Source organism: Acidimicrobiia bacterium, assembly GCA_029210695.1.
Lineage (GTDB): Bacteria > Actinomycetota > Acidimicrobiia > Spongiisociales > JAHEDJ01 > JAHEDJ01.
In genome coordinates this window covers 67,849-92,884 of sequence record JARGFH010000007.1, presented here as the reverse complement: position 1 = coordinate 92,884, position 25,036 = coordinate 67,849, and the positions used below count along the sequence as shown (strand labels likewise).

Here is a 25,036-nt window from a genome sequence, read left to right as displayed (position 1 = left end):
CCTGCAAACGGTGTCGGTTGAAGAGTCGATTCTTCAGAATCCGGGAATCTGGTTCGGGAAGTAGTCCTCCATGTCGCCGTCCCGCTCAACGTCGAGGGTTGCGCAGTGCAGGGCGCCGCCGAACATCGATACATCGATGAAGTCGATGGGGACGACGTCAAGACCGAGTCCGTCGAGTTGATCCATGAACTCAACTTCGTTCGACTCCACGCACACGGTGCTCGGATCGAGCGAGAACACGTTGTAGCCGAGCGACTCGTGGCACATGCTGTAGGGCGGCTGCTTGGCCCTGGAGACGGGAACCGCCTCGACGACCTCCCAATCGTTGATCTTGAACAGTTCGTAGAACTCTGGAACGAGGGACGGATGGTTCGGGTTCACGATGATCAGACCCGGCCGCAGCGGAACGAGCGTTACGTCGATATGCCAAGGCTGAACAGTCCCGCCAAACGCCAGAACATGTACGCGGAAACCCCGCGCTTCGAAGTGGCGTTTGAACCAGTCGATGCCGGCTCTGTTGGTGGGTGCCGAATGCTGGATGAAGATGTCTTTGCCAAATCGCATGGCGTCGGCAACATCGAAGAGAGGCTCCTTCTCGGTCAGATGAAACTCAAACCGCTCCATGCGGGCCGTCAGTTCCTCGTTCGACCATGTGCCGTAGAAGTCGTCCCAGTAGCCGGGGACGTAGGACTCATCAGACAAACGCGGTTTGGGAGCTGCCTCCCACAGGAAGTTGGGATCCTCTTTGAAGTACCGCTCGAGGAGCGGCTTGTAGGCGAGGAACTCGAACCAGCGGGATCGCTGCGACATGGTCGCCTCGAGGATCTCGTTGCCGTACGCCATCAGGATGTCGCGGGGCGGCATCGTCCCAAACATGTGGTTGCATTCCCAGTCCGGAGTGCGAACGTACTGGTGATCGTCCATCGAAGTCGGTCGGTCGACTTTGATGCCTCGTCCGGCAAGCAGGGAAGCGAAGCTCTCCATCTGCGCGGTGGCCTTATCCACGTAATGATCGGGTATTTCGTGCCACTCGCCCGGCTTCAGACCGACGCCCGGAAGATCGAGAACCATGCCGGCCTCGGGTGCACCTACCATCCGGCTGTCGATACGGCCAACGACCACGTGCTTGAGCGGATCCCACTCGTTCCACGAGTTCACCCGGGTCATCTACACCTCCGACAACGGATCCTGCGCCCAGCCTATCAAATGATAGATAGACTGTCGAAGGTGGCCGGTCACGGCCTCCGAAGAGACAATGGGATTCGCTCGGTGGTGGACATGAACAGCAAAGGGAATGACAAGACGACCGCAGTCGACACTCCGGATACTCGCGAGCGCATCCTGATCGAAGCTTCCCGGCTGCTGGCGGTCAACGGGTACCACGGAACGACCACCAGAGAGATCGCGGCCGCCGTCGGGATCAGCCAGCCCTCACTGTTCTTTCACTTCCCCACCAAACGGGCTATCGCCGAAGAGCTGTACAAGCATGACCTCCTTCCCGCAGTTGCCGGCCTCAAGCGCCTGGTGGAGGCCGACGCTGCACCAGCGGCCAAGCTGTACGCCATGATCCGCGGGGAGATCACCCGGATCGTCAACTCCCCCTACGACATGCGGGCCCACATCAGCTACGAAGTCCTCAATGACCCCGACCTGGCCCTCTTCCAAACTCTGGTCAACCAGTTTGACGACCTCACTCATTCGTTGATTTGCTCCGGTCAGGAGTCCGGCGAGTTTGCCGATGGCGACTCCTGGCTCGCACAGCAGATGGTGAGCGCTTTGCTGGCGCGGGCCAACCTCTTCGCCACCACCGACTATCTCAAGCGACAATCGCATCCAGACGAGGCGGCCACCCTCATTCTCCGTAGCCTCCTGGCCGAGTCCGACTCACTCGATCGGGTGAGGCGGGACGCAATGGCGCTGCTGCCGCTGTACGACGACCGTTCGGTCTAGAAAGCCCGGTCTCGCCTATCGTTTGATAGGGTTGCGCGAAGATGGCCGGTAGCACATCTGCCCACGGTCAAGCGAGCAGGAAGTGGAGAGCGATGTCCAACGAACTTGCCTACTTAGACGCTACGCAAGCACTGGCCGGGTTCCGAACTCGCCAACTCTCACCGCTCGAATTGCTCGAGGCCATCATCGCCAGGGCCGAAGCGACCGAACCTCTGATCAACGCCTTTGTCGACACATACTTCGAGGAAGCTCTCGACCGGGCCAGGGAGGCCGGCGAACGATACGCCGGCGGCACGGCCCGACCGCTCGAGGGGCTCCCGATCGCCGCCAAGGACGAACCGCGCATCGACGGCCGCCGGTGGACACAGGGGTCGCTGCTTTTCCAGGACGAGATCGCCTCCGGCACCGACCCAATCACTCAGCGGATACTCGATGCCGGTGGGATTGTTCACGCGCACACCACGACGCCGGAGTTCTCGATGGCCATCGTCACCTGGTCGTTTCTCCACGGGATTACGCGTTCGCCGTGGAACCTGGCAATGACCAGCGGAGGGTCGTCCGGCGGCTCGGGAGCGAGCCTGGCCGCCGGATCTTCCATCCTGGCGACCGGCAGCGATATCGGTGGGTCGATCAGGATTCCGGCGTCGATGAACGGTGTCGTCGGCTTCAAGCCTCCCTGGGGCCGGGTTCCCGAGTATTGGCCGTGGAATCGCGAGCCCTACGCTGCCTCCGGGCCACTCGGCCGCACGGTGGCGGATGTCATACTCCTCGAGAACGCAATCGCCGGTCCATTGGATGGCGACATGTACTCCGCTCCCCCGCTCGAGTTGCCGTCGCAGTTCCTGCCGGTTTCCGGCATGCGAATCGCGATGAGCCCCGACCTTGGCTACTTCTCACCCGACTCGGAGATCGTCGACGCGCTCGAGGCTGTGGCCGACCGGCTGCGCGGACTCGGTGCAACGGTTGAAACCGTAGAACTCGACTGGACAGGGCGAGCCGCGAACATCGCGATGACCCACCTCTCATTCCAGTCCGGCGCCATTCTCCGAGGGTCCATCCCTGACACGAGTGACGACCGCCTGACTCCATACATTCGCGAGTTCTTCGGGAGAGCGCCGGTATCCGTCGAGGAGTGGATAGAGAGCTGGCGCTACGGAGATGAGATGTTTGCCGGACTTCAACGCACCGTGTTCCACGCCGGGTACGAAGCGTTGATATGCCCGACACTCGTCACCACTTCGATCGCGGCCGACCTCGGTCATCCCGATTCGGGAGGCACCGGCGATCTCGGGGACATGCTCGACCTGGTTATGACCTATCCGTTCAACATCCTCGGCACGCTCCCCGTGGTCAACTTGCCGATCGGACTCGCACCGAGCACGGGAGTGCCGATCGGCATGCAAATCGTCGGCCCGCCCCATTCTGATGCCGTCCCATTCCGGGTGGCGCTCGGACTGGAATCGTCGTTCGGCAATCTCTTTGAGAAACATAGCCCCGGCCTCGGCCTAGACCGACCTGCTGATCGGGCCTGACGAGAAGGGACTCCACTCATGCGCTTGACCGCCAAGGAACGCAATCGTCTGACCATCTTCACCCTGGCCGAACTGGCACGGCGACGACGCGACAGAGGCCGAAAGCTGAACGCCCCCGAGGCCGTCGCCGTTATCTGTGACGAGATCCTCGAAATGGCGTGGGACGGGCTGCCTCTCCGGGAGGTCGTTGCCCGAGCCGAAACGGTGTTGGGCCGCCAAGACGTAATGGAGGGCGTCCAGGAGATCGTTGGCAGGATTGAGATCGACGCGCTCTTCCCGAGCGGCACAGCGCTCGTGGTAGTCGAGTATCCCTTCGGGCCTGCCCTAGCCCGTGACGATCGTGACGTCCCGGGCCAGGTCATCCCGGGAACCGAGCCGGTATTGATCAATGCCGGACGGACCCCGCTCGCAGTCATCGTTGAGAACCAGTCGAGTACACCGATCGAAGTAACTTCGCACTTCCACTTCTCCGAGGCCAACCGGAGTCTCAACTTCGACCGGAGGGCGGCGCTCGGCAGGCGCCTAGACATTCCGGCCGGAACGGCCGTGAGATGGGAGCCACATGAACGCAAAGAAGTCAGCCTGATTCCACTCGGTGGCAATCGGGAAGTCTGGGGATTCGGTGGTCTGGTCGACGGCCCACTCGATGAGGTCGACATAGACGAGACGGTCGCAAGTGCGATTCGCCGAGGATACGCCCACGAGGAGCAGAGCGATGCCCGGTGAAGTCGACCGGGAGTTGTATGGGACGCTGTACGGTCCCACCGTCGGAGACCGGATTCGCCTCGGCGATACCTCGATCCTCGTGGAGATCGAAAGGGATGAGACTTCCTACGGCGACGAGGTTCTCGCTGGATGCGGGAAGACGACACAGGCCGGGATGCTCGTGCAGAGTCGGCCGGGCTCCGCCTCGATGCTGGATCTCGTGATTAGCAACGTGGTGATCATGGATCCTCTCCTCGGCGTCTTCAAAGGGAACATCGGGATCAAGGATGGGCGGATCGTCGGAATCGGTCGGGCCGGAAATCCGGACGTGATGGACAATGTCGACCTGGTCATCGGACCCCACACCAGCCTGCTACCCGGCGAGGGGATGATCGCTACTCCTGGGGGAGTCGACTCGCACGTGCACCTCTCGTCTCCGGCCGTGCTCCCCGTGTTGCTCGGCTCGGGTATCACGACGATCGTGGGCATGGGGTCGGGAGGCGTGTGGGACGTCGGCGTCAATCCACGTGCCCACCTCCAGGGAATGCTAGAGGCCTGGCGAGCGATTCCGCTCAACGTAGCGTTCCTGGCGCGAGGGGCCTACGACCCATCGGCCCTCGAGCAGGCACTGAGCGCAGGAGCATCCGGGCTGAAGATCCACGAGGACTTCGGAGGATCTCCGTCCATTGTTGATTGTTGCTTGACGGTGGCGGAGGAGTTCGACGTAGCCGTCGCCATGCACACAGATTCGCTCAACGAGTCGGGTTCGCTCGCCGATAGTCTGGATGCCCTCGATGGTCGAACGGTGCACGCATATCACGTGGAGGGCTCCGGCGGCGGGCATGTGCCCAACTCGATCGAATTGGTCTCGCAACCTCATGTTCTCGCTTCCTCCACCACGCCAACCGTGCCGTTCGGAGTCAACGCCCTCGACGAGATCGTCCCTATGGCCATGATCGTCCACCACCAGAACGCCGCAGTGGCTTCCGATGTCGCCGCCACGAGATCACGAGTCAGGGCGCGCACGATGGAGGCCGAGAGCTGGCTTCACGAGCAGGGAGCCATCAGCATCATCAATTCGGACTCGCTCGGAATGGGACGAGGTGGCGAAGTGATTCGCCGCACCTGGCAGCTCGCCGATGTGATGGGGCGGGAAGTCGCCGCCGAGGGACAGCAGAACGAGCGGGTTCGCCGCTATCTGGCCAAATACACGATCAACCCTGCCATCACCCATGGATTGAGCTCGCAGGTTGGCTCCCTGGAACCCGGCAAGCTCGCCGACCTCGTTCTCTGGCGTCCTGAGTTCTTCGGCACGAAACCAGAAATGGTGGTGAAGCGAGGTTTCATCGCCTGGGGTGCCTCCGGTGATGGCAGCTCCTCGATCCGTCGCGGCCAGCCCAGGATGTACGGACCGATGTTCGGCGGACTGGGCGATGCTCCAGGAAGGCTGGCGACCGTGTTCGTTTCGCAAGCAGCAGCAGTAGCCGGCATCTCTGATGGTCTCCCCGGCCGCCACGTGGAGGCCGTCCGCAACACGCGCCGGCTGACCCGGGCGCAAATGGTGGCCAACAACTCCGTACCGAAGGTCGAGGTTCCTGATGACGACGGTCCGGTGCTGATCGAAGGCCGCCCGGCCCGGCTGGCGCCGGTCACGGAAGTCCCCCTCGGGCAGCGGTACCACTTCGCTTGATCCGAGGCACTCCGTCCAGTCGCTACGTTCTCACGCGAAATCTTCTCCGGCTGCGGATCTGATCTCGTCGAGTTGCGACGGATCGGACAGGAGTGCCCGCAGAACGAACGAAGCGAGCTGGTCGGCGACGACGTCCGCATCGGGGATGGTTTGTCCGGCCGTATCGTTGATGTCGCCCCTCAGGATCCAGGCGATGGCCCTCTCGGCCACCTCGGGATCCACCTTCACGAATTCTCCCGAGTCGATCGCCTCCTCGATCAACGACCGCCTGGCGTCGACGAGCGTTTGGTGGCGCGCCCGCTTGTCTGAGAAAGCGGGATCGTCGAGCACCGACTCGACGGCGGACAGGTCGTACGCACACCGGCAGATGAAGGAGATGTCCCAGATCAGATACCTGTAGAGCCGGAGTGCGGCGGACCCGCCGGCCGACGCTTGGGCCTGCGCTACCCTCGCCGCCTCGTCGAGATCGATATCGATCAGCTCAGCCATGATGGCGTCCTTGGAGGCGAAGTGATGGAAGAGCGACGGTTGGCGGATATCCACAGCCTCCGCGATCTTGCGGGTTGAGGTCCCGTGATACCCCTTCTTGCCGAACAACCTCGAAGCCTCGCGCAGAATGCGCTCCCTGGTCGGAAGCTCTTCGGATTCGAGTTCAGGTCCGGTCATGCCGTCTCTCGGTGTGAGGGTGAAGCTGCAGCAGCAGCCGAGGGAATGCCCGATCGAGGCTATCAATCGATAGGCTACCGAAGATTCCGCCGTAACACAATGCCATCCGACCGGCTATGAACTCACGCCGGCAGCTCGCTCGGCCAGGCCGTTGAGGACCTCCATGACGATTCGGTTGGCGAGAAACGACGTGATGGCGCCCGGTCCGTCGTAGGGCGGTGAGACTTCGACGATGTCGGCTCCGACGATGCGCAGCTCACGAGACATCCTCCGCACCGTGTCGAGGATCTGCCTCGAGGTGAGACCGCCCGGCTCCGGGGTGCCCGTACCCGGCGCCATGCCCGGATCGACAACATCGATGTCGACGGACAGGAACACTGCGTCGGCGCCGTCGCCGGCGTGCGCGACCGCCTCGTCGACGACCGACTTCAATCCCCGATCCTCGATCTCGGTCATCAGGTAGCCGCGCAATCCCTGTTCCCGCATCCAGGCAACCGTGTCCGGGCCCGGCCAGTACCCGCGTAGGCCGATCTGGACGAACCTGCTTCCGGGTACTGCACCCGACTCGATCAGCCGGCGCATCGGTGTTCCATGACCGTAGAGGGATCCATAGCCGGTCGTCTCTCCGGTATCAGCGTGGGCGTCAAAGTGAACCAGCGCTACCTCCCCAAAACCGTATGTCCTGGCCACGCCGGTGGCGTTGGCATATGTGATGGTGTGATCGCCACCCAGCACGATGGGAATGGATCCGTCCCCGCTGATCCGTTCGATTGTGGCGGCGATCCGATCGAGATCACCCTCGATGTCTCCCGGACGAAGCTCGATATCTCCGATGTCGACCACCCCCTCGAGGGCGTTGAGGCCGGTCGGCAGATGAGGCCGATAGGCATCGGCGGCAAGGTAGTCACTCTCCCGAATGGCTTTGGGCCCGAACCTCGTGCCGGGACGATATGACGTGCCCCAGTCGAACGGAGCACCAACGATCACGGCGCGTGCTCCCTGGAGGTCCTCGAGAGTCGCAGCCGGAACACCCGCAAACGTAGAACCGGAAGAAAAGGCGTGAACACGGCTGGCGTCAAAGGGTGTTCCGGGATTCACGCCGTGCCTCCAAGCTTTAGAATTGCGGGTGCCGGTCGCCACCGGCCCGGCCGGAGAATACCAACCGATGTCCGGGGCGGCAGCCATCCGCTCGCTGCAAGAAACCGGCCGAATCATGCACCCGCTAACCTATCGACCGATAGGAGCTCACAGCCCAATTCCCATCAGGAGAAAGAGAAGATGAATTCACGCAACAGGATCCTTCAGTTGATCGGAGCACTCCTCGCCTTCGCACTCATTGCTTCCGCCTGCGGCGATGCAGAATCCGACACCACCGAGGGCGGTGCGGTATCCGGCGACACACCCACGGAGCTGAACGCCCTGGTGTGGTGTGATCACACCGATCCGGCGTTGCTCCAGCCCTTCGAGGAGGCCAACAACGTCACGGTCAACGTCAAAGACTACGACGGCACCGGAGTTGCATTGGGGCTCATTGAGCAGTCACAGCCCGGTGAATGGGATGTGTTCGTGGTCGATTCGGTGGACGTCCCGCGGATTGTCGATGCCGGGTTGCTCGCCGAGCTGAACCCGGATGATTATCCGTGGGATGATTTCTTCGCCGACGTCGATCTACCCGGAACGCACTACCAGAACGACAAGCTCTACGCAGTGCCTGAGAAGTTCGGCTACAACACGATCGCCTTCAACGGCGACAACGTCTCGGTGGACGCCATGCGCGACGTCGAATCGCTGTGGGATCCGGAGTACGACGGGCGGATCGCCGTGTACGACTACTACATACCGGTGATGGAGCAGGTAGCAATCAGCCTCGGCATCAAGCCTGCCGACCTGACCGTCGACGACCTCCCGGCCATCGAGCAACGCTTGATGGACCTCAAGCCGCATGTCGCTTTGATCGGAGATGTGGTCACCACGCAGACCGCACTCGCCACCGGAGAAGTCGACATCATCGTCGGCGGCGGCGAGTTCGTGACGGGCGTCCTCAACGCCGAGAACCCGGCGTTCGACTGGATCCTCCCGAATCAAGGCGGAATCCGCTGGCAGCAAGCTATCGGGGTGTTCGCAGATTCGGAGAAGAAGGACCTGGCCACCAAGTTCGTTCAGTACATCGTGAGCCCGGAGGGCCAGGCACGTCTGGCTACCTCCTCGTGTTACTGGGCGATGCCGGCCAACTCAAAAGCCACGCTGAGCGACGCCGAAAAGAAGATCCTCCGCTGGGACGAACAGGAGGGGTTCGTCGGTAACTCGTACCCGTACTTCATCCCGGACGCCGACCTCGACGCGGCCATGCTCGACGTGTGGACAAGGTTCCTGCAGGGTTGACGGCAGCCCAGACATCTTCGAGGAAGGGTTGGACCCTGGCGGGTCCAGCCCTTCTCTGGACGAGTCTCTTCTTCCTCGCTCCGATGGGGTTGGTGGTCGCCTACAGCCTCTTTCGAAGAGTCGGCGGCACGATCGACACTTCGCCCAGCTTGTACAACTACCGGAGGATCATCGACGAACCGGTGTTCTTCGACGCGTTGCGGAATTCGCTCGAGGTCGTGGCCATCACAGTCGTTTTCAGCATTCTCGTGGCCTATCCGTTCGCCTACATCCTGGCGTATCGCGTGCCTCCGCGCTGGCAACGCCCGCTCCTGCTGCTCGCCGTGCTCCCGTTCTGGACCTCCTACGTGGTCCGCTCTTACAGCTGGCTGTTGGTTCTGGGCAAGAACGGTGTCGTCAACGAACTGATGACATCCACCGGATTGATCTCGTCGCCGATCACACTGTCCAACACACGGCTGGCAACCGTGGTCGGATTCGTGCACTTCTTCACGATGCTCACCTCCCTCACGATCTATGCCAGCCTGACCCAGATACCCGAGTCGTACCGGAAGGCAGCGAGGGACCTCGGCGCCTCGTCTTTCTTGACTTTCCTTCGGGTGACGCTCCCGCTCAGCATGCCCGGTGTTGTCGTCGGTGCCTTCCTCACCTTCGTCCTCGCCATCGGTGACTTCATCACTCCGCAGATCCTCGGTGGTGGCCAGGAGCTGCTGCTCCCCCAGGCGATCATGCTCCAGGTGCAGCGGCGGGGAGACTTTCCGCTGGCTGCGGCGCTCAGCGTTGTTCTCCTCGTTGTCGTCATCGTGGTCTATGCCGCCTCGGCCAAGCGGCTCACGCTGGAGCAGGAATGAAACGGATCGGCGGTGTGATCCGCTACTCATACCTCGCTGCCGTATTCGGTTTCATCCTTCTGCCCGTGCTGGCACTCGTGCTCTTCTCCTTCCAGGACGGGGCGTTAGCCGTTCCTCCACTCCGCGGCCTGTCCTTGCGCTGGTATGAGGCCTTGTTCGCCGATGGGCGGATGATGGCGGCGTTGCGCAACTCGGCGCTGGTCGCCATAACCTCAGCATTGATCTGCACAGTGCTCGGGTTCCTCGCTGCCTACGGCCTGGCCAGATTCCGTCCCAAAGGAGTCCAGGCACTCCGGGCGTTCTTGATTGCACCTCTCGGTGTCTCCTATCTCGTCATAGGACTCGGCCTGTCCCTCGCCTTCAGCGAGCTCGCAATCGGGAGATCGCTGATCACGGTCACGATCGGCCATGTGGTGATCAATCTTCCCCTCGCCTTCGCCATCATCCTGAGTCAGATGAACGAGCAACAAGCGCGCTTCGAGCAGGCCGCCCGTGATCTCGGGGCCCGGGAGTCACGGGTTCTCGCGCTAGTAGCCGTCCCATTGCTCGCGCCCGGGTTGCTCGCTGCCTTCCTGCTGTCCTTCACGCTTTCCTGGGACGAGTTCGTCATCGCTCTACTGCTCACCCGGTTCGATGTGACGCTCCCGGTTGAGATCTGGTCGGCCCTGCGGACCGGGCTCAATCCAAAGACCAACGCAGCAGGCACGATCGTGTTCGCCCTGTCGATCGGCATGCTCATCATCACCTATGCCCTCATCAGACGAAGACTGGAGAAACAGCGATGACGCGCGGCGCACGGCTCACTATCGACGGTGTCACGAAGCGCTACGGTGATACCGCCGCGCTCGATGACGTGAATCTCGTGGTTGAGCCGGGTTCCTATGTGGTCATCCTGGGTCCGTCCGGCAGCGGCAAGACGACGCTGCTGAGCATTCTGGGCGGCTTCACGGAGCCCACGGAGGGGCGTATACACATCGACGACAGCGATGTGACCGACCTCCCGCCGGTCCGGCGACCCACCACCACGGTCTTTCAGGACTACGCCCTGTTCCCGCACATGACCGTCGCCAAGAACATCGGCTTCGGCCTCGCCATGCATGGCATAAAGGGTGACGAACGCCGCCGGCGCGTTGAAACTGCTCTGGAGCTGGTCGGTCTACCAGGCATCGGCGATCGCCATATCGCCTCACTGTCCGGCGGACAGCGACAACGAATCGCACTCGGCCGGGCGGTGGTCATCGAACCCCGGGTGTTGCTTCTCGATGAACCATTGGGCGCCCTCGACCTCAAGCTCCGACGTCAGATGCAGGATGAGCTGAGCGAAATCCAGAGACGGCTAGGAACCACCTTCGTCCACGTGACCCACGATCAAGAGGAGGCCATGAGTCTTGCAGACACCATCGTGGTGCTCCGCGACGGCCGGATCGAAGATCACGGACCCCCGGACCGCCTGTACCTCCGCCCATCAACACGCTTCGCCGCAACGTTCATGGGTGACAGCAACCTGGTCGATGGAACGGTGAGGGACACCGCCGGCGGAACGGTCGAGGTGGGAACCGCGTTCGGGACGTTCTCGGTGCCCGGCCGGGCAAGCCGGGACGCTTCGGTCACGCTGGCGATTCGTCCCGAGCACCTCCGGGCAGACGAAACGGGAGGATTTCAGCTCGGAGAGGGCCGGGTCGTCGACCGCCACTTCATCGGGGCTCACCAGCGGTGCAGAATTGCGCTGGGACATGCGGAACTGATCCTCAACTCGCCCGCCAAACCGGCTCTGGCCGTCGATCAGATAGTGCGTGTCAGCGCCGACCTCGACGACTTCGTGCTCCTCGAGTCGTAGCGGTCAGACGCCGTCGAGGTCAGGAAGATCGAGCGGGGCGGCCTCCATCCCCAGGTCGGAAGTGTGAGAGGCAATCTCCCCCAACGTGGTCACCCACACATCCGGCAGTGAAGCCAGGCGTTCAAGCAACCCTGCCAGCGCCAGCGCCCGGGCCGGTCGCCCCGACAGAAAGGGGTGCATCACCGGGACGGCGCAACCGCCGTACTCCCGGTAGGCCAAGATGTCTTGCCACCAGGTTTCCATGACGTCGGAGGGACGCTCGATCACCCCTTGACCGGCCGGAGGGTCCGGCAGATAGGCATATCGTTCCCAATCGTCGAATGCCCACGACTGCGGTATCTCCACGATCACGCCCTGATCCGTCGCCACCGGGTAGGGGGTATCGCGATCAAACAGGCTGGCATCGTATTCGAATCCGAACTCCGCCAGCAGGCCGAGTGTGTCGGCAGACGTCTCCCACCAGGGCGCACGGAACCCGGCGGGCCGCACCCCGTGTTTCCCAAGAGCCTCGAGCCCACGCTCCAGCTCCGCTCGCTCCTCTTCCACGAGAAGATGTGCAGGTGGACGGTGCAGATACCCGTGATGAGCCACCTCGTGTCCTGCCTCGAGGACCGCGGCAACGGCGCCGGGATATCGGTCGGCCGTGAACCCGGGAATGAAGAACGTGGCATGCAACGCCTCCCCACCAAGCACCTCGAGCAACCGCGGTAGTCCAGTCAAAGGTCCGTATGCTTGATGCGTCATCACCGAAGGGCGGGAGGCATACGACCGATCAACCGCCAGCACGACCGACTCGGCATCAAGATCGAACGTCAGCGCGACGGCCGAACGGTACCCGGCCGGCCAGGCAAACTCGCCCGGAGCTACGCTCATCGCGGCCACCGTCGCACGAGCCATGACCGGTGAGAGAATTGATGACCGTGCATCAGCAGGCCCTCAGTGCCTCCGCCGCTTCCACGTACTCATAACCGAGTTCTCTGGCGACGTGCTCTTCCGTTACTTGTCCTCTGCACACGTTGAGGCCGCCCAGGAGGTGAACATCATCGAGCATCGCCTGTTTGGCGCCCTTGTCGGCCAGCGCCAGTGCGAATGGAAGCGTGGCGTTGTTGAGCGCGTAGGTGGACGTACGTGGCACGGCGCCAGGCATGTTGGCTACGCAGTAATGCACAACGCCGTCGACGATGTACGTTGGCTCCTCATGTGTGGTCGGGCGTGAGGTCTCAAAACAGCCGCCCTGATCGATCGCCACATCCACCAGGACGGAACCCGGGCGCATCGCCTTGACCATTTCGGCCGTCACGAGGCGAGGGGCTCGATCACCCTTGACCAGGACGGCCCCGATGACGAGGTCGGCGTCGAGCACCAGTTCCTCGAGGGCCGACGCGGTCGAGTAAACGGTCTCCAGCAGAGTGCCGAAGCGCCTGGCGAGACGATCCAGAACGCCAATGTCGCGATCCAGCACGGTGACAAACGCGCCGAGGCCGACTGCCATCTCGATCGCATGCTCGCCGACGACACCCCCACCGATCACCACTACCTTCGCCGAGTGGACACCCGGTACGCCACCCAGCAGGAGCCCTGCCCCACCACTGGGAGCCTCGAGGCAGTGGGCGCCTGCCTGAATCGACATACGACCTGCGACCTGAGACATCGGAGCAAGCAGCGGCAGGCCGCCATTGCGATCGGTCACCGTCTCGTAGGCTATGCAGGTTGCACCTCCGTCGACGAGGTCTCTCGTTTGGTCGGGATCGGGAGCGAGATGGAGGTAGGTGAACAGCACCTGATCTTCGCTGAGCTGGGCCCGCTCGACTGCCTGCGGTTCCTTGACCTTGACGATCATCTCCGCCTGATCCCACACCTCCACCGCAGTCGCGGCGATGCGAGCACCGGCCGATACGTAGTCCTCGTCCGAAGCGCCGATACCGGCTCCGGCAGCCGTCTCGACCAGAACCTCGTGACCGTGAGCCACCAGTTCTCTCACACTCGACGGCGTCAGGCCGACGCGTCGTTCTGCCTTCTTGATCTCTTTCGGCGCCCCAACAAGCATCTCGCTGTACCTCCGTTGCGGTGGGCTAACTCACAATTCCGGTTGCCGTGTCGTCATGAACGATCTCCTACCCCTTCAACACACTCCGCAGGGAAGAGACGATCGTGTCGATCTGGTCGTCGGTGATGACGAGCGGCGGGCACATCGTGAGATGGTTCGGTGGAATCGGGCGGATGATCACGCCCTTCTTCAGAAGAGCGTCACGCACCGCCACGACGTTGACGCCGTCCGGTACGGAGATTCCCCAAACGGCTCCCTCGCCGCGCACATCGCTCAGCAACCCTTCATCGCGCAAGGTGTTGAGCCCGGCGGACAGGCGCTTCCCGATCTCGGTCGCCCTGGCCAACAGGCCTTCCCGCTCTTGAATCTCGATGCACTTCAGCGCGGCGACACAACCCAGCGGGTGCCCAGAATATGTGTAGCCCGTCCGTAGGATGAAGCCGTCGTTTGCTTCGAGCCCGGCCAGAACGGCAGGGCCGACGATCACCCCTGACAGCGGCACGTAGCCCGAGGTCACACCTTTGGCGAACGTGATCATGTCGGGTGTTACCCCGTAGAACTGGCTGCCGAACCACTTCCCGGTGCGCCCGAATCCGGTGATGACTTCATCATGGATGAGAAAGGCCCCGTAGGTGTCGCAGAGATCGCGCAGATGCGACAGATAGCCCTCGGGGGGTGGCCACACCCCGCCCGCTCCCTGGATCGGCTCGGTGATCACCGCCGCGATTTCGTCACCGTGCTCGGCAAAGATCTTCTTCATCGCTTCATCGTCGTCGGCGACCACGTTGATGATGCCCGGCACCAGCGGCCCAAACCCTTCGCGGTTGGGAGCAATGCCCTGCACCGAGGTTCCGCCGTAGTTGGTGCCGTGGTACCCGCGCTCACGGCTCACGATGATCTGCTTCTGAGGATGGCCCGACTCGCGCTGGGCGATGCGGGCGAGTTTCATGGCCGTGTCGACGGCCTCGGATCCAGACGAACCCAGGAATACCCGAGCGTTGTCGAACGGCGACAGCTCGACGACCTTGGCGGCGAGTTCCTCGGTTTGCGGGTTCGTGAACGGGTCGAAGGTGTGATAGGCGCCTAGCTTCTTCGCCTGGTCGGCGATCGCCTCGGCGATTTCTTCCCGGCCGTAGCCAACGTTGGCGTACCACAACGAGCCCATTCCGTCGATGTACTCGTTTCCCTGGTCATCAAAAACGACGGCGCCCTTACCACCGGTGATCGAGATGAACTCCGTCTTTCGAGGTGGCGTGAACGGATGCAAGAACGAGCTGGGCATGGGCCGCGGCCTCCTGATTGGCACTACCTATCGATTGATAGGTAGTCTATCGCATGCAGCCGGGCCCGGCAACGCCGGAGCCGGAGGAACTCGAACGAGGAGGCGCGGTGGCAAAGATCGTGAACTCGTGGACCGAGTGGGACCCGCTCAAGCGGGTCATCGTCGGCCGCGCCGATGGCACCATGGTGCAGGCGCCCGAACCTGCCACAGTCCGTGACTGGCCGAAGTGGGGTTTTCCGAAGGGCACCTACGGCCGGCTTCCGCAGGAGATGGAGGACGCCGCCAACGCGCAACTGGACAACTTCGTTGCTCTCCTGGAGAAGCATGGTGTAGCGGTCGACCGACCGGAAGTTCTCGACTTCTCTCAGGCAGTCACCACGCCCGACTGGACCCAGGACTCCATGTTCGGCGTGATGCCACCCCGCGACATCCTCTTGACGGTCGGCAACGAGATCCTCGAAGCCACGATGTCGCAGCGCTCTCGCTGGTTCGAGTACCTCGCCTACCGTCCACTCCTCCAGAAGTACTTCCGGGAGGATCCGGACTTCCGGTGGGAAGCCGCCCCGAAACCGCGCCTTACGGATGCTTCCTACGTGGACGGCATGGAGTTCTGGGAGTACGCCGAGTCCCTCCCGGACGCGGAACAGATCGAACGCTTCACAAAGAACAAGCAGTGGAACCTCACCGAAGAAGAGCCGCTTTTCGATGCCGCCGACGTCGGACGGTTCGGCAGGGATCTGTTCGTACAGCGGTCAACGGCCACCAACGGGGCCGGTATCGATTGGCTCCGGCGGCATTTTCCGGAGCACCGACTCCACGAGGTGCTCTTCTGGGAGGCGCACCCGATGCACATCGATGCCACGTTCATACCGCTCCGGCCGGGCCTGGCCCTCAGCAACCGGCAACGTGTGCCCCTAACCGAAGAGATGAAGAAGCTGTTCGCCATGAACGATTGGGAGATCGTTCCGTGCGCCGAACCCGCCCTGCCGGAGAAACCTCCACTGTGTTTCTGCAGCGTCTGGCTGTCTATGAACACGCTGCTCCTCGATGAGCACACCATCTTCGTTGAGGAATCGGAGAAGGCCCAGCAGCAGCAGTTCTACGAACTCGGCTTCGAGGTGATCGAGGTGCCGTTCTGGGCGGTCGGACCGTTCGGTGGAGGCCTCCATTGCGCAACGGCCGATGTGTATCGGGAAGGCACACTCCAGGACTACTTCCCCCGCCAGATTCCGGGTTACTAGCGCACACGCACGAGAGGCAGGAGAACCAGATGGCCAAACGCAAGGTGATCATCATCGGCGCCGCGGGGCGCGACTTCCACAACTTCAACACCCACTACCGCGACGACGAATCAGTCGAAGTGGTCGCCTTCACGGCCGAACAGATCCCCGGCATCGAAGGCCGAACCTATCCGCCTGAGCTGGCCGGGCCGCTCTACCCGAACGGAATCCCGATCTACGCTGAAGACCAACTCCCCGCGTTGATCCGGGACCTCGAAGTCGACGAGTGTGCTTTCTCCTACAGCGACGTTTCATACCAGCACGTGATGGGCGTCTCGGCAGTCGTACAGGCCGCCGGGGCATCGTTCACTCTGCTGGGACCGCGCGACACCCAGGTGAAGAGCACCAAGCCGGTGATCTCTGTGTGCGCGGTGCGGACCGGATCCGGCAAGTCCCAGACCTCGCGCAAGGTCGTCGAGACGCTCATGGCCAGGGGCCTCAAGGTCGTTGCCGTCCGCCACCCGATGCCGTACGGCGATCTCACCGCCCAGAGAGTCCAGCGCTTCGCCGAGATCGCCGACCTCGAAAAGCACGACTGCACCATCGAAGAGATGGAGGAGTACGAGCCACATATCGTGCGAGGCAACGTCATCTACGCCGGAGTCGACTACGAGGCGATCCTCCGAGCGGCAGAAGACGACCCCAATGGATGCGATGTGATCGTCTGGGATGGTGGCAACAACGATTTCTCGTTCTACGAGGCCGACCTGGCGATCACCATCGTCGACCCGCATCGGCCGGGACATGAGTTGCGATACTACCCCGGCGAGGTCAGCTTGCGCACGGCCGATGTCGTGATCATCAACAAGATCGACTCCGCCGACCTGGCCGGAATCGAAACGGTCCGGGCCAACATCGCCAAGGTGAACCCGTCCGCCAAGGTCATCGACGCAGCCTCGACGATGCGGTTGGAGGACCCCTCGGTAGTTGCCGGCAAGCGCGTCCTGGCGATCGAAGACGGTCCAACCCTCACCCACGGGGGCATGAAGATCGGCGCAGCCGTCGTCGCCGCCACCAAATACGGTGCCATCGAATTCGTCGATCCCCGCCCCTACCTGGTCGGCAAGCTCAAAGACACTTTCGCCACGTACCCCGAAATCGGGACCATCCTGCCCGCAATGGGATACGGCGAGGAACAGCTTCGCGATCTCGAAGCCACGATCAACGCCACGGATTGCGACGCCGTCGTGATCGGAACGCCCATCGACCTTGCCCGCATCGTCGATATCCAGAAGCCGAATACGCGCGTGTTCTACGATCTACAGGAGATCGGCGAACCGACTCTGACCGGTGTACTCGACGAGTTCATCGCCGGGCAGGCGCTTGGATAACGCCGACGGATCTCGAGGAGGTTTCACCGTGGAAGTGACCGCATTGCGACCGGCTACGGACTTCACCGTGAATCGCTACCACGTGGACCTCACGAACCGGACCGTCAGATTCGAATCCTTCCCCTGCCAAGATCTCGAGGACGCCCTCGGTGGAATCGCCCGCGCCACCAAACTGCTGGGCGATCTCGAAATCACCGATCCCTACGCACCTGACGCACCGCTGGTCATGAACCTGGGCCTGCTGAGCGGGACACGGGCGATGACGGGTCTGCGGACCTTTTTCCACGGCTACTCCCCGCTCAAGACCTCGCTGGCCGGTGCGCCGGGTCTCATGTGGTCGGCAGGATCGGGGCACTTCGGCACCAAACTACGTGGCCTCGGCATCGAAGAAGTCATCTTCACCGGCCGGTGCGAGCAAGCGACCCTCCTCCGCCTGACCCCTGCCGACGATCCCGAAGGACCCGGCGGCCCGGCAGAGTTCACCTTCCTGGCCGCCGATGACCTCATCGGACGCACGGTCAACGACAAGATCCAGGAACTCCACAACCGCTATCCGGAGGCGCATTTCGCCGTGATCGGTCCGGCCGGAGAGAACTACGAGTCGGTCCGGTATGCGTCGATTGCGCTGTCGACCGACAACCAGTTGAAGTCGGGGGACGCCAAGCCCCGATTCTGCGGAAGGGGCGGATACGGCGGCGTGATGGGTTCGAAAAACCTTCTGGCGATCGCCGCCGACGGCCCAAATCCGAAGGCTTCGAGCCGGGGTCTCAAAGACATCAACCGGGAGATCAACCTCGGAGACGGGAGCAAGGGGTATCGCGACGTCGGTACCTGGCGCATGGTCGGGATGCTCCATCCGGCCGGCGGTCTCCCCGAGTTCAACTTCGCCCCTCCGGGTAACGAAGATGGTCAGCTTCTCACCCGGCCAGCCTTCGAAGCAGGCCCCTATATCGTCAAAGCGGAGGCCTGCTACCTCTGTGGCATCAAATGCCACAAGAACGTCTACGACCGTACGGATGGAGAGGCCGGGAGATTCCGGGCCAAGGTCGACTACGAGCCCCTTGCCCTACTCACCTCGAACCTGGGCATCTATGACGCCGACGCCGCCTTGACCTTGATCGATCTCTCCGACGAACTGGGCATGGATTCGATCTCGCTCGGAGGAACCATCGGATACGCGATGGAGTGGAATCTGCGCCATCCCGACTCCCCCATCGCCGGCGGGCTCAGCTACGGCGACGCGGCCGCCACCAGGACAGCCATCGAGGCGGTCGGAACCGGCCTGTTCCCGGAGTTAGGGCAAGGCTCCATGCGGTTGTCCATCCACCAGGGTGCCACAGGATTCGCCATGCAATCGAAAGGCGTCGAGTACCCCGCCTATCTGCCACACACCAATCCCTCCTATCCATGGGCGCTGGCCGGAGGTCACATGTCGATGCGCACATACCTTCTGGCGATCGTCGAGCGAGAAACCGGCCTCGAGTACTGGATCGATGCCACCGTCAATCGGGGGCCCAGGTTCATCCTCGATGACATCACCGGGCTCTGTAAGTTCTCCATGATCGGCCCCGATCTGGAAGCGGAGGCGATTCGGTTGATCACCGGCCTCGGCGTAGAGGCCGACGACCTGCTGGCGGCCGTCGACCGAACATTCCTGCGCGGCTACGCCTCCGAGCGGAAACACGGATTCACAGAAGACGACTACTTGATGCCTGCCGACGCCCACCTACCAATCGAACACTCGACTGTGCCGCAGTTCAACACCGAAGAGTTCTTCGATGAGTTGCGAGGTCGGGTGATAGAGACTCTGGATCAGCGGGCGGTAGCAGCCGGCTTCATGTAGGAAGCCAGTTGTAGGTTCTGGGTTGTAGGTTCTGCCGGGTCCGACCGACATCGACAACCGGCACGGTCGGCCGTCTAGCGGTGGAAGCCGAGCCCCTGCAACTCCGCGATGATCGTCGGGGCGTCGAGCAACTCCCGAAGTGCCACGATGGCGGGCCTATCCCACCGCGATTCCGGCACCGCAAAGTCAAACTGCTCGTCCTGGAGGAACCGGAACTCCAGACCGGCCCTTCCCGCCACGGTGTCGAGAGTCACGCCCCAATCCGCCCTCCCCTGCTCGACGGCGGCTGCCACGGAGTGGTGGGTGCTGGCCTGATGCAGGTAACCCTCAGGTTGCCGCCCGCCGAGCAGTTGATCGATGAGCACCCGTGTCCCGCTTCCAGGGTTGCGATTGACCATTCGAAACGGACCCTCGCCCAGTTCAGCCGCCAGGGCCTCCGCATCGAGGTCCGCCAGCGTCGTATCACCCGACCGGAACACGATTCCCTGCCGGCGCCGGTAGCCGGACATGAGCCGCACCCCCGGCGGCAGAAACGGACGGTTGTACTCACCGGTCGCTGGATCCATGAGATGGATTCCGGCCACATCGGCCTCCCCCCGGCCCACGGCCGTGAGCCCACCCGTCGACCCGACCGGCACCATCTTCACGCGATACCCACGCCCGGCCAGCACCCCGAGCAGATAGTCGAAACCGACGCAGTGGCTCCCGATGGCGGCGAGGTCGGCGGGACGTACCTCCGGATGCAGGAGATGAACATCGACCACGGCCCCCTCGTCGACATACTCGATGGCGGCGGGAATCCGGATAAAGCCGTCGGCGCGTCCGAAAGCCGTCACACTGCCCGATCCTGCACCGAGCGGATAGGCAGCCAGGCCTACCGGTCCCTGCACCAGATCGACCAGGTTGTACTCCGTTCGCCCCGACGCAGAGGTGATCCGCAACGGAACCATCGCCTGCACCAGAGATCGATCGTGAGGGGGAAGGCCCGACAGGCGGCGCAGCAACGGAGCTACGAATTCGTGAAAGGTGAAAATCGCCGAGGTTGGAAAGCCCGGCAGAACGACTACCGGCACTCGGCCCACAACGGCGAGCAGAACGGGCTTGCCCGGTTTGAGAGCGACCCCGTGCACGACGATCCCGGCCGAATCGGGCATGCTCAGCGCCAACCGTTCGACGACCGTGGCGTTGAGGTCGCCCTCGCCTTTCGAGGTTCCACCGGACAACAACACCACGTCCACGGCCTCCGGCCCCGACAGCAAGCCCTCGACAGCCCGCTCGAGGAGGGCTTCGTCGTCCGGGATGATCCCGCACGGCACCGGCTCACATCCGAGTTCGATGACGGCGTCGAGCAACATGCGCTGGTTCGAGTCGTACACCTGGCCGACACCGAGCATGAGTCCCGGCTCAACGATCTCATCACCGGTGGACACCACCGCTACCCGGGGCCTGGCGACCACGTCCAGCCGGTCGGCTCCAACCGCCGCCAGCACTCCGGTCTCGCGTGAACTGAGCCGGGTGCCTCGCCGCATCACCGTCTCTCCGCGACCGATATCGGATCCTGCAAACGTGATGTTCCCGCCCGGGACCGCCGGCCGGACGACGCGGATTCGCTCCCCGTCGGGTTCGGTGTACTCCACCATCAGCACGGCATCTGCCCCGCGCGGAACCACCCCGCCGGTGGCAAGAGCCACCGCCACGCCGGGCTCGACCTCGAACCCGGGAGGAGGCGCCTGGCCGGCTGCGAGGGCGACTTCTGAGACGGCCATCGTGATCGGTTGAAGTTCCTCGGCCCCGAACGTGTCCTGCGCCCGCACCGCGTAGCCGTCCACATTGCTCCTGTCGAAGGCGGTGACGTCGACCGCGGCCACAACGTCACCGGCCAGCACACGTCCCAATGCAGACTCCAACCGGATGGTCTCCGTCTGCGGTTCGAGATGCGCGCAGGCATCGTCGAAGCGCTGATGCGCTACCGATTCATCGACAACATCGAGGAACTGGCGCTGCCTCATCGGACGAGCGCCGGGTCGTAGAGGTGAACTTCCACTCCGGTCCCCTCCGCATATCCTTCCAGCCCGGAGGGAACCACCACGAAACCGGAAGCTCTGGTTACCGAGGACAGAACCGATGCACCGGAGATGGCGAGCGGGCGAACGCGCCCGTTCTCGATCTGGACCCTGGCGTAATCAGTGCGGCCGATCTGTGACACGAGACGCTGTTCGAGCGGCAGTCGGACGGACAGATATGGCCACTGCTCGGGCAATCCCCCCATCCGGCGTATGACCGGCCCGGCGAAGAAGTCGTAGGCAACCAGGCACGACACCGGATTGCCCGGCAGGAGAAGCACTGGAACACCGGCGATCCTGCCCACCCCGGTCGGCGAGGACGGGCGCATAGCCACACCGTGGACAACGAGTTCGCCCAGTTCATCGACGATCACCGGTACCCGGTCCTCCGTCCCGACCGAGGCAGCGCCGGCGGTAACGATCACATCGGCGCCCGGCCGGCTCAGCGCGTCGCGCATCGCCTGCTCGTCATCCGGGAGCCGCACGATCTCCGGGCTACCACCGTCGCGAATCACCAGCGCGGCGAGCATAGGAGAGTTGCTGTCGACGATCTTCGAGCCCTCAGGGCGTTCACCCGGTGCCAGCAACTCATCACCAGACACGATGACACGCACCACCGGCCGCCGGTGCACCAGCACGGGATGGTGTCCGATCGACGCCAGCAACCCCGCATCCTGGGGTAGCAGACGCCTCCCTCGGCGTAACACGGTCGTCCCGGTCTCGATATCCTCTCCGACCCTGCCGACGTTCTTCGCTGGGGCTACCGGAGCCCGCACCTCGACGCGACCGCCGGTTTCCAGGGCGTCCTCAGCTCGCAACACCGCGTCGGCGCCGTCCGGGACCGGCGCACCCGTCATGATCCGTCCGGCGGCGCCGCCCTCGATCGAGCCCGTCGTCGAAACCCCCGGCATCGAAGATCCGACCAGATTCAGGATCACCGGGTTGTACGCAGACGCCCCGAACGTGTCGGCTGCCCGAACGGAGAACCCATCCATCGTTGCCCGGCGGAACCCCGGCACGTTCACCTCGCTCCGCACGTCGCCGGCCAGCACCCTCCCGGCACACTCGGTGACCTCGACGGCCTCAGCGTCCAACGGATCCACGCCGTCGAGGGCCGCCGATATCGCCTGTTCGACGCTCGCTCGCTGCCGGAACCCTCGCATGCGAACGTCATCTGCACCTCCGGCTATGGCGATCAGCAGATCTACCCGATCGCCTTCCTCTAGCGCAGTCGCCGCCAGGTCCCGGCGGGGAACTTCCGCCTCGCGACAGAACACCATCAGATGCGGGTGCAGTTCTCCCGAGTCATCGAAGAGCCGGATGCGGAGATCGGGATGTGCCTCTACCGCCTGCCGCAGGGCGGCGTCGACGGTCGCGGCGGTTACCTCGATGGACCTTCGCCCACCGGCGTACTTGTCGAGCGAGCTTGGGAGCCTGACTGTGGCCAATATTCGTCCTCACGTGCGTAAACAGCACCCCGGCCGGATCACTCCGTCGAGCGGGGTCCTCTGCTACACGCCGAGTTCGTCGGCCACCCAGCCGAGCTCGAGGTTCTCGAGCGTCTCTCTGGGCGGGTTGCCCGTGATCGGATCCCAGCCCGCCATCTCGTAATAGGTCTCGAGGGCAGCCTCGAATTCGACCCGATCAACCAACTTGCCGTCGCTGGGTCCGCCGTCGAGTGGTTCGAACAATCGCTTGGGAAGGGTGTCTCGCTCACGTGTGATGCCTTCACGTGCATTGAAGGCCCGGAGCATGTTGAGCCGGCGAGCCCCCAGTGTCAGCAGGTCGGCGACCGTCGTCTCCTCACCGTGTACTGCAGTGATGACCGCGGCCAACTCCTCCATACCGAGAAGTTGCCAACCCGGCCCGAACACGAACTGGCAGACGTCTGCGGAGTCCAGCGCCGAGTAGGCGTACTGGGTGATCAGCGCATACTCGACCTTGGCCGCGTTGAGCGCTTCCTCCGGCTGAGGATTCGTCAGGCCGATGTCGGCCGCCCGCTTGCCGTACTTCTCCGGCGACTCTGCGACTAGTTCCGGCGTGTAGTTGGGATCGTGCTCACTGGACTGGTGGTCGGCCCCGAACGGGTTCACCGCGTAGATCACCGCCAGAGACGGTTTGACTTGCGGCATGTGGGCGGGAAGCTCGGCACCCTTGACCGCGATTACCAAATCCTCTGCACCGTTGCCGATATGTGCGCCGGCCCGGGCCGAGCCCTCCGCCAGGACATCACCGAACCCCTCCCGGTTGAGCGTCTTCTCCAGCATGGCGATCATGGCGTCGGCCTTTCCCCACCCGAGTTCGATGCCCCCGGTATCGGCCGCCGTGATCAGACCCGCCTCGAAGCAATTGATGGCAAAAGCCATCGTCGCACCTGCAGCAATGGTATCCACGCCGTATTCATTACAGAGTTGGTTGGCATAGGCAATGGCATGTATGTCGTCGATGTCGCAGTAGGAACCAAACACCGATGAGGTTTCGTACTCCTGGCCACCCGACTTCGGGTCGACGTTCCGGCCCTGCCACTCAGCGTCGACCACTCGCTTGCACCGAACCGCACACGAGTAACAGGTCTCGCGACCCAGCTTCAGTTGATTGCCTTCATCGGCGCCGCGAAGGAGTTCATTGAAGAGGCGCTCGCCACCGATCGCAGCCGCCCGGTCGAAGCCCATCCAGCCGCTCTGATAGTTGCGGGTCGGCAGCCCTCCCACCGCGTTCTGGCTCTCGAGGATTCCGAGGGTTCCGTACTTGGCGATTTCCCAAACGTCTTCGTCTTCCCGGATGGCCGGGATCGACGGCTGCATGATCGCCCTAACGCCTTCCGGATCGGCCATCGGCAGTTTCTTCTTGCCGCCGCGGACCACGATCGCCTTCAGCTTCTTGCTGCCCATCACGGCGCCCATCCCGGTCCGCCCATGGGCCCGGGTCGCCATGTTCATGATGGCGGCGAAGCGGACCAGGTTCTCCCCAGCCGGTCCGATCTGGGCGACCTGGATGCGGTTGTCCCCGAGTTCCTCTTGCAGGATTTCTTCGGTCTCGACGGTCATCTTGCCCCAGAGATGTGAGGCATCGCGCAGTTCCACCTCGCCCTGATTGATCCAGAGGTAGACCGGTTTGGGGGAGATTCCGCGCACGACGATGCCGTCGAATCCGGCGAACTTGAGCTCGGCCGGCCAGAAGCCTCCGGCCTGGCTGTCCCCTACCCCGCCGGTCAGCGGCGACTTGGCGACGACGGTGGCCCGACTCTGACCGGCGATTGGCGCACCGGTGATGCCGGACAACATGAAGGCCAGTGTGTTTTCAGGTCCGTAGGGATCTGCGCCGGCAGGAGTGTTCTTGAGCAGGTAATAGAGGCCGAGGGCGCTTCCGCCCATGTAGGTGCGGTACAGCTCTTCCGGTGGTTTCTCGATTTCGAGTGAGCCCGACGTCAGGTCGACGTGCAGGATCTTGCCCGCATATCCGTATGCCACTAGGGGCCTCCTCTAGAGCGTTTTGCCAGCATCCTACAGGACGGTGCGCATCCGGGTATCCCGGAAGCGGCCTGGTCCCACGGGGCTGAGGAAGAAGCCTCTATGAG

General features: G+C 63.2%; 20 protein-coding genes. 11 read left to right on the top strand and 9 right to left on the bottom strand.

Annotated features, from left to right (window positions below; translation table 11 throughout):
- Positions 1-33: 33 nt before the first annotated feature.
- Positions 34-1,167 (bottom strand): serine/threonine protein kinase, encoded by a 1,134-nt coding sequence (locus tag P1T08_03945; protein ID MDF1595238.1) that lies wholly within the window; start codon positions 1,165-1,167, stop codon positions 34-36.
- A gap of 111 nt (positions 1,168-1,278) precedes the next feature.
- Here P1T08_03945 and P1T08_03940 point away from each other — a divergent pair, with 111 nt between their 5' ends.
- The 4 genes from P1T08_03940 (at position 1,279) to P1T08_03925 (ending at position 5,877) form a co-directional block, all read left to right on the top strand.
- Positions 1,279-1,950, top strand: coding sequence for a TetR/AcrR family transcriptional regulator (locus tag P1T08_03940; protein ID MDF1595237.1), 672 nt, complete (start codon positions 1,279-1,281; stop codon positions 1,948-1,950).
- A 92-nt stretch (positions 1,951-2,042) separates the two neighbouring features.
- Complete coding sequence (locus P1T08_03935) at positions 2,043-3,482, top strand: amidase (GenBank protein ID MDF1595236.1); 1,440 nt, start codon at positions 2,043-2,045, stop codon at positions 3,480-3,482.
- An 18-nt stretch (positions 3,483-3,500) separates the two neighbouring features.
- A complete protein-coding gene (gene ureB / locus P1T08_03930) occupies positions 3,501-4,208 on the top strand; it encodes an urease subunit beta (protein MDF1595235.1) in 708 nt (235 codons plus the stop codon).
- The gene (locus P1T08_03925; GenBank protein MDF1595234.1) at positions 4,198-5,877 is read left to right on the top strand and encodes an urease subunit alpha; all 1,680 of its coding nucleotides are present in this window, start codon (positions 4,198-4,200) and stop codon (positions 5,875-5,877) included. The genes ureB and P1T08_03925 overlap by 11 nt, the downstream gene beginning before the upstream one ends.
- A gap of 30 nt (positions 5,878-5,907) precedes the next feature.
- Here the strand turns inward: P1T08_03925 and P1T08_03920 are convergent, their stop codons facing one another.
- Positions 5,908-6,543: a TetR/AcrR family transcriptional regulator gene (locus P1T08_03920; protein MDF1595233.1), complete on the bottom strand. Its 636-nt coding sequence runs from the start codon at positions 6,541-6,543 to the stop codon at positions 5,908-5,910.
- Between the two features lie 114 nt (positions 6,544-6,657).
- A complete protein-coding gene (speB, locus tag P1T08_03915) occupies positions 6,658-7,641 on the bottom strand; it encodes an agmatinase (protein ID MDF1595232.1) in 984 nt (327 codons plus the stop codon).
- Positions 7,642-7,821: 180 nt separating this feature from the next.
- Between speB and P1T08_03910 the strand changes: the two genes are divergently transcribed.
- Genes P1T08_03910 through P1T08_03895 form a run of 4 tightly spaced genes read left to right on the top strand, consistent with a single transcriptional unit; the run spans position 7,822 to position 11,613 of the window.
- Positions 7,822-8,925, top strand: a complete 1,104-nt coding sequence (locus P1T08_03910; protein ID MDF1595231.1) for an extracellular solute-binding protein — start codon at positions 7,822-7,824, stop codon at positions 8,923-8,925.
- The gene (locus P1T08_03905) at positions 8,901-9,776 is read left to right on the top strand and encodes an ABC transporter permease (protein ID MDF1595230.1); all 876 of its coding nucleotides are present in this window, start codon (positions 8,901-8,903) and stop codon (positions 9,774-9,776) included. Before P1T08_03910 ends, P1T08_03905 begins: the two co-directional genes overlap by 25 nt.
- Positions 9,773-10,561, top strand: a complete 789-nt coding sequence (locus tag P1T08_03900) for an ABC transporter permease (protein ID MDF1595229.1) — start codon at positions 9,773-9,775, stop codon at positions 10,559-10,561. The genes P1T08_03905 and P1T08_03900 overlap by 4 nt, the downstream gene beginning before the upstream one ends.
- A complete protein-coding gene (locus P1T08_03895) occupies positions 10,558-11,613 on the top strand; it encodes an ABC transporter ATP-binding protein (GenBank protein MDF1595228.1) in 1,056 nt (351 codons plus the stop codon). The genes P1T08_03900 and P1T08_03895 overlap by 4 nt, the downstream gene beginning before the upstream one ends.
- A gap of 3 nt (positions 11,614-11,616) precedes the next feature.
- Here P1T08_03895 and P1T08_03890 read toward each other — a convergent pair whose 3' ends face one another.
- From P1T08_03890 to P1T08_03880, 3 genes are all read right to left on the bottom strand, one after another.
- Positions 11,617-12,486, bottom strand: a complete 870-nt coding sequence (locus tag P1T08_03890) for a polysaccharide deacetylase (protein MDF1595227.1) — start codon at positions 12,484-12,486, stop codon at positions 11,617-11,619.
- Between the two features lie 52 nt (positions 12,487-12,538).
- A complete protein-coding gene (gene ald / locus P1T08_03885; GenBank protein ID MDF1595226.1) occupies positions 12,539-13,660 on the bottom strand; it encodes an alanine dehydrogenase in 1,122 nt (373 codons plus the stop codon).
- Between the two features lie 67 nt (positions 13,661-13,727).
- On the bottom strand, positions 13,728-14,942 hold the full coding sequence (locus tag P1T08_03880) for an aspartate aminotransferase family protein (protein MDF1595225.1): 1,215 nt from the start codon (positions 14,940-14,942) through the stop codon (positions 13,728-13,730).
- Between the two features lie 107 nt (positions 14,943-15,049).
- On the opposite strand from P1T08_03880, the gene P1T08_03875 reads away from it, so the two are divergent.
- Genes P1T08_03875 through P1T08_03865 form a run of 3 tightly spaced genes read left to right on the top strand, consistent with a single transcriptional unit; the run spans position 15,050 to position 19,396 of the window.
- A complete protein-coding gene (locus P1T08_03875) occupies positions 15,050-16,183 on the top strand; it encodes a serine/threonine protein kinase (GenBank protein ID MDF1595224.1) in 1,134 nt (377 codons plus the stop codon).
- Between the two features lie 29 nt (positions 16,184-16,212).
- A complete protein-coding gene (locus tag P1T08_03870; GenBank protein MDF1595223.1) occupies positions 16,213-17,553 on the top strand; it encodes a cyclic 2,3-diphosphoglycerate synthase in 1,341 nt (446 codons plus the stop codon).
- Between the two features lie 28 nt (positions 17,554-17,581).
- Positions 17,582-19,396 carry an aldehyde ferredoxin oxidoreductase C-terminal domain-containing protein gene (locus tag P1T08_03865; protein MDF1595222.1) on the top strand — a complete coding sequence of 605 codons (1,815 nt, stop codon included), beginning with the start codon at positions 17,582-17,584 and terminating at the stop codon, positions 19,394-19,396.
- Between the two features lie 74 nt (positions 19,397-19,470).
- On the opposite strand, the gene P1T08_03860 is transcribed toward P1T08_03865, so the two are convergent.
- The 3 genes from P1T08_03860 to P1T08_03850 all read right to left on the bottom strand — a co-directional run bounded on the left by P1T08_03860 (position 19,471) and on the right by P1T08_03850 (position 24,929).
- The gene (locus P1T08_03860) at positions 19,471-21,405 is read right to left on the bottom strand and encodes a molybdopterin biosynthesis protein (protein ID MDF1595221.1); all 1,935 of its coding nucleotides are present in this window, start codon (positions 21,403-21,405) and stop codon (positions 19,471-19,473) included.
- A complete protein-coding gene (locus tag P1T08_03855; GenBank protein ID MDF1595220.1) occupies positions 21,402-22,907 on the bottom strand; it encodes a molybdopterin-binding protein in 1,506 nt (501 codons plus the stop codon). Before P1T08_03855 ends, P1T08_03860 begins: the two co-directional genes overlap by 4 nt.
- A gap of 63 nt (positions 22,908-22,970) precedes the next feature.
- Positions 22,971-24,929 (bottom strand): aldehyde ferredoxin oxidoreductase family protein, encoded by a 1,959-nt coding sequence (locus P1T08_03850; protein ID MDF1595219.1) that lies wholly within the window; start codon positions 24,927-24,929, stop codon positions 22,971-22,973.
- Between the last annotated feature and the right edge of the window lie 107 nt (positions 24,930-25,036).

Bases quoted from the DNA above. Each gene is read 5' to 3' on its own strand.
- P1T08_03945 (MDF1595238.1), bottom strand. From the start codon at position 1,167: ATGACCCGGGTGAACTCGTGGAACGAGTGGGATCCGCTCAAGCACGTG.
- P1T08_03940 (MDF1595237.1), top strand. From the start codon at position 1,279: ATGAACAGCAAAGGGAATGACAAGACGACCGCAGTCGACACTCCGGAT.
- P1T08_03935 (MDF1595236.1), top strand. From the start codon at position 2,043: ATGTCCAACGAACTTGCCTACTTAGACGCTACGCAAGCACTGGCCGGG.
- ureB (MDF1595235.1), top strand. From the start codon at position 3,501: ATGCGCTTGACCGCCAAGGAACGCAATCGTCTGACCATCTTCACCCTG.
- P1T08_03925 (MDF1595234.1), top strand. From the start codon at position 4,198: ATGCCCGGTGAAGTCGACCGGGAGTTGTATGGGACGCTGTACGGTCCC.
- P1T08_03920 (MDF1595233.1), bottom strand. From the start codon at position 6,543: ATGACCGGACCTGAACTCGAATCCGAAGAGCTTCCGACCAGGGAGCGC.
- P1T08_03910 (MDF1595231.1), top strand. From the start codon at position 7,822: ATGAATTCACGCAACAGGATCCTTCAGTTGATCGGAGCACTCCTCGCC.
- P1T08_03900 (MDF1595229.1), top strand. From the start codon at position 9,773: ATGAAACGGATCGGCGGTGTGATCCGCTACTCATACCTCGCTGCCGTA.
- P1T08_03895 (MDF1595228.1), top strand. From the start codon at position 10,558: ATGACGCGCGGCGCACGGCTCACTATCGACGGTGTCACGAAGCGCTAC.
- P1T08_03890 (MDF1595227.1), bottom strand. From the start codon at position 12,486: ATGAGCGTAGCTCCGGGCGAGTTTGCCTGGCCGGCCGGGTACCGTTCG.
- ald (MDF1595226.1), bottom strand. From the start codon at position 13,660: ATGCTTGTTGGGGCGCCGAAAGAGATCAAGAAGGCAGAACGACGCGTC.
- P1T08_03880 (MDF1595225.1), bottom strand. From the start codon at position 14,942: ATGCCCAGCTCGTTCTTGCATCCGTTCACGCCACCTCGAAAGACGGAG.
- P1T08_03870 (MDF1595223.1), top strand. From the start codon at position 16,213: ATGGCCAAACGCAAGGTGATCATCATCGGCGCCGCGGGGCGCGACTTC.
- P1T08_03860 (MDF1595221.1), bottom strand. From the start codon at position 21,405: ATGAGGCAGCGCCAGTTCCTCGATGTTGTCGATGAATCGGTAGCGCAT.